2 protein-coding genes and 1 pseudogene are annotated in these 3,375 nt (G+C 58.4%); 1 reads left to right on the top strand and 2 read right to left on the bottom strand.

The features are described from left to right. Positions 1-212: 212 nt before the first annotated feature. A pseudogene (locus BMY19_RS30245) lies at positions 213-383 on the bottom strand (IS256 family transposase); the annotation flags it as partial. Between the two features lie 187 nt (positions 384-570). Between BMY19_RS30245 and BMY19_RS30240 the strand changes: the two are divergent. Beyond that, on the top strand, positions 571-1,707 hold the full coding sequence (locus BMY19_RS30240) for a glycosyltransferase family 61 protein (RefSeq protein WP_170863091.1): 1,137 nt from the start codon (positions 571-573) through the stop codon (positions 1,705-1,707). Between the two features lie 251 nt (positions 1,708-1,958). Here BMY19_RS30240 and BMY19_RS30235 read toward each other — a convergent pair. Then, positions 1,959-2,664 (bottom strand): IS5 family transposase gene (locus tag BMY19_RS30235; protein WP_244535087.1). Its coding sequence is split into 2 segments (ribosomal slippage): positions 1,959-2,396 and positions 2,398-2,664, totalling 705 coding nucleotides; the frame shifts between segments, so codons are not numbered across the junction. Between the last annotated feature and the right edge of the window lie 711 nt (positions 2,665-3,375).

Genomic DNA, 3,375 nt, shown 5'->3' with positions numbered 1-3,375 from the left:
CTCGGGCGTGAACTCTCGTCTCGTCTTCGCCATCCGACACCTTCCACGCTCAGCATGAGCGTATCAGAGGTGTCCGCGACGCCGAGGGAGGATCACTGCTCCTTCAGGATGCCGATGATCTGCTCTTCGCTGAACCGGCTCTTCTTCATCGTCCGTCTCCCGATCGACGGACTCTAGCTTCAGAATGAGGGCAGACCAGGGGGCAAGGTCAGGGCCTGTCCATCCGGCAGCCGCAGATCCTGCATCGCGCTCAAGAAGGTCGCGGCTTCCTGCTCCACAGCTTGGGCGAACAGGCGGCGGGCGCCGCTGCGCAGCACCTCGGTCAGGGGATCGTCGAGGTCTTCGGGATGACTAAGTCGGACGACGTTGGTAGGTGTCTCCATGGCGTATCGCTCTCGCTGAGAGGTTCTGGCAGGCTCGACACCCGCCTCGATACGCCGCCTTCAACACACCGTCGTTACCCAATCTCCCGCATAGCTCCGTTGGCGCTTCTGCCAGTGGCTATTTGCCCTTAAAGTGCGACAAACTCTTTATCATGGTATGCTCATAGCATCCGGTGCATCAAACCAAATGGCTACCACAAGGCTCAAACGCTGCCGCTCCGTATGGGGCGACTATGCAATGCGCAATCAACTTCCGGAGGTGGGTTTCGCAAAAGACGCCATCTACATTCCTGAAGATAATTCTGGCACTTGGGGCCTGTTCTCCGAAGGCGAACGAATATATTACACGGGACTAGGCATACCAGAAACCTTATCCGACGGCACTTTTGATAGAGTGGAGAAAGCTCCAAGCGGCGTGTATCTATACGTTGGATTGTTTGTATTGCATTACGGCCACTTTCTAATCGATACGCTTTCGCATTTTTGGCCAATTATATTGGAGAACGGCGAAAGACCAAAAATATTATGCCATCGCCTAAAATCCCGACCGGAAAGTCCAGAGCATGATACACTTTACGAGATCCTGGCCGGTCTAGATATCCGCCGAGAAGATGTAATTTCGTTTGACCGCCCTGTCCGAATCGCGAACATTATGTTTGCAGAGCCTTCTTTCCGGGAGCGAAAATACGTTTACTCAGTTTTTGGTGATCTGTGCGGACTTGTTGGTAAAAAATATTGGGATAAAGATAAGATCAATATAGAGAATCGACCTCTGTATCTATCCAAATCAAAACTGCGCGTAGGTATGTCGCGGCTCATAAATGAGAAATGCATCGAGGGAGAGCTTAGCCGCGGTGGTGCAGACATTGCGTATCCAGAAGAGCTCACTTTTGCGGAGCAGGTGCGTCTATTGTCTGCTCACAAATATATCATTGGCCCCTCAACATCTGCTTTTCATACCTCTGCATTCACCGCCCCGGGCAGGCGTATTGTCGGACTAAATTGGAGTCCACAGATCAATGCAAATTATCTTCTATTTGATCATTTTAATCAGACAAAGTCGGTGTACTACTATGCATTCAAAACTTCTTACTCACAGGTCGAGGGCTTTGGCGTTGGCTGGCGCGTTCCTGATCCAAAGCGCGTCGCGCGTGAGATGTTGAAGCGCGTAGAACACTTCGATCAAGCCGATGATCTAGATGCGGCAGAAGAATCGGCGCTTACGCTCCAACCTCACGGAACAGCGGAGCAGCGCTGGCAATTACGCCAAACTATAGCGAATTTGTTAGAAAGGGTACTAAGTGGACTACATCGACCCTTCTAACCCTGATGAGCCTCGCGGCGATCCAGCCCACGTCCGGCTTCGTAGAGCAGCACTTGCTCCCCCGCGCAAACGCTCCGGCTGAGCGGAACTTGGGACGAATCGCACATTATTGAATGAGTCAGTCGCATAAATATTTGGCGTAAGACCAATCGAACTGCGGCCGTTGGTTCCAACGTGACGGCTGCGGTGGCGAGTTAATTATACGTTATCAAGATTGACTTCACTCAGTGCAACCTAGGGTTTGGACTCGATCAGCTCCAGAATGCGATGACGGCGGCCAGAGCGAGGGCCGAGGCGTAGTTGCGTGCGAGCTTGTCGTAGCGGGTGGCGATCCGGCGAAAGTCCTTGAGGCGGTTGAAGGTCGCCTCGATCCGCCACCGCTCCCGATAGCGGCTCTTGTCGTGGCGGATCTTCCGCTTGCGGCCGCGCTTGCCCGGGATGACCGGCGTGATGCCACTCTTGCGGAGGTCAGCGCGCAGCCAGTCGGCATCGTAGCCCTTGTCGGCTGCCAGACGTTGGATCCGGCCTGGCGCTTCGGCCAGCACCGCAGGCACGGTGGTCACATCGCTGGCGTTGCCGGGCGTCAGCAGGAGGACGCCAGGGCGGCCGAGGACGTCAGTGAGCGCGTGGATCTTGGTAGTCTGGCCGCCGCGCGACGGGCCAATGGCCTGCGCCGTCGCCCCCCCCTTTTCCGCCATGGGCAGAGCGGTGGGCGCGGACGTAGCTGCTGTCGAGGGTGGCCGCATCGCCCGTCCATCCGGTCTTGGCCAGCGCGGCGAGCATGGCTTTCCAGAAGCCGCGCCGCGACCATTGGTTGAAGCGGTTGTAGACCGTGGTCCGCGGGCCGTAGGCGGCCGGGCAATCGCGCCAGCGGCAGCCCGACGTCAGCACGTGCAGGATGCCAGAGATGATTTGCCGGTCGTCCTTGCGCTCAGGTCCGGGCTGATCCTTGGGCATGAACGGTCCGATCACCGCCTATTGCTCATCCGAGAGCCAGAACAGGTCCGCCATCACCGCCTCCAAGCCCTAAAACGGCCGCCTGGAATCACAAAACGACAGACCCCGCAACGGCTTGGTTCGGTTCACACCCTAGGACTCTGGCGCAGAGAGGAAGTATCTATGTGCGATCAGTTAATATATCTAGTACAGTGGCACGGACAGAGGATTCACGCAGGCGGTGAGGCATGCGGCGGATCTGGGACGCTCACCGCCTTCATCGTAAGCGATGTTTCGGACCCATCTTCTGTGGGGCAACCTGACCAGGCAGTTTGACGATCCGCACGAGAGGATCGATTTTGTGTCTCGACTTGACTGTAGACTTGAGCCGGAGGGGACAGTCCGGCGTTTCGGGGTGATCGACGGCGCGGTTGGCCGCAGGCGCTGGAGCGCCGACGACCGGGCGCGGATCCTGGAGGAGACGTTCGTTCCGGGCGCGGTAGTGTCGGTGGTGGCCCGCCGCCACGGGTTGACCCCGCAGCAGCTGTTCAGGTGGAGGCGCGCTAGGCCGCGGCGCTGCCGGCTTTCGTGCCGGCGGTGACCGCACCCGAGCCCATGGCGGTGGATCCCGCCGGGGCGGAACCGACGCCCCGCCAGGGCACGGATGCCGTGCCGGCGCATGAGGCGCTCCACCCGTCCGCGGCTGACAGACCGGCCCTCGGCCCGCAGGGC

This window comes from Methylobacterium sp. UNC300MFChir4.1 (genome assembly GCF_900110155.1).
GTDB lineage: Bacteria > Pseudomonadota > Alphaproteobacteria > Rhizobiales > Beijerinckiaceae > Methylobacterium.
Note: the sequence above shows the minus strand (reverse complement) of the source record. Positions and strands in the feature narration are given on the sequence as shown.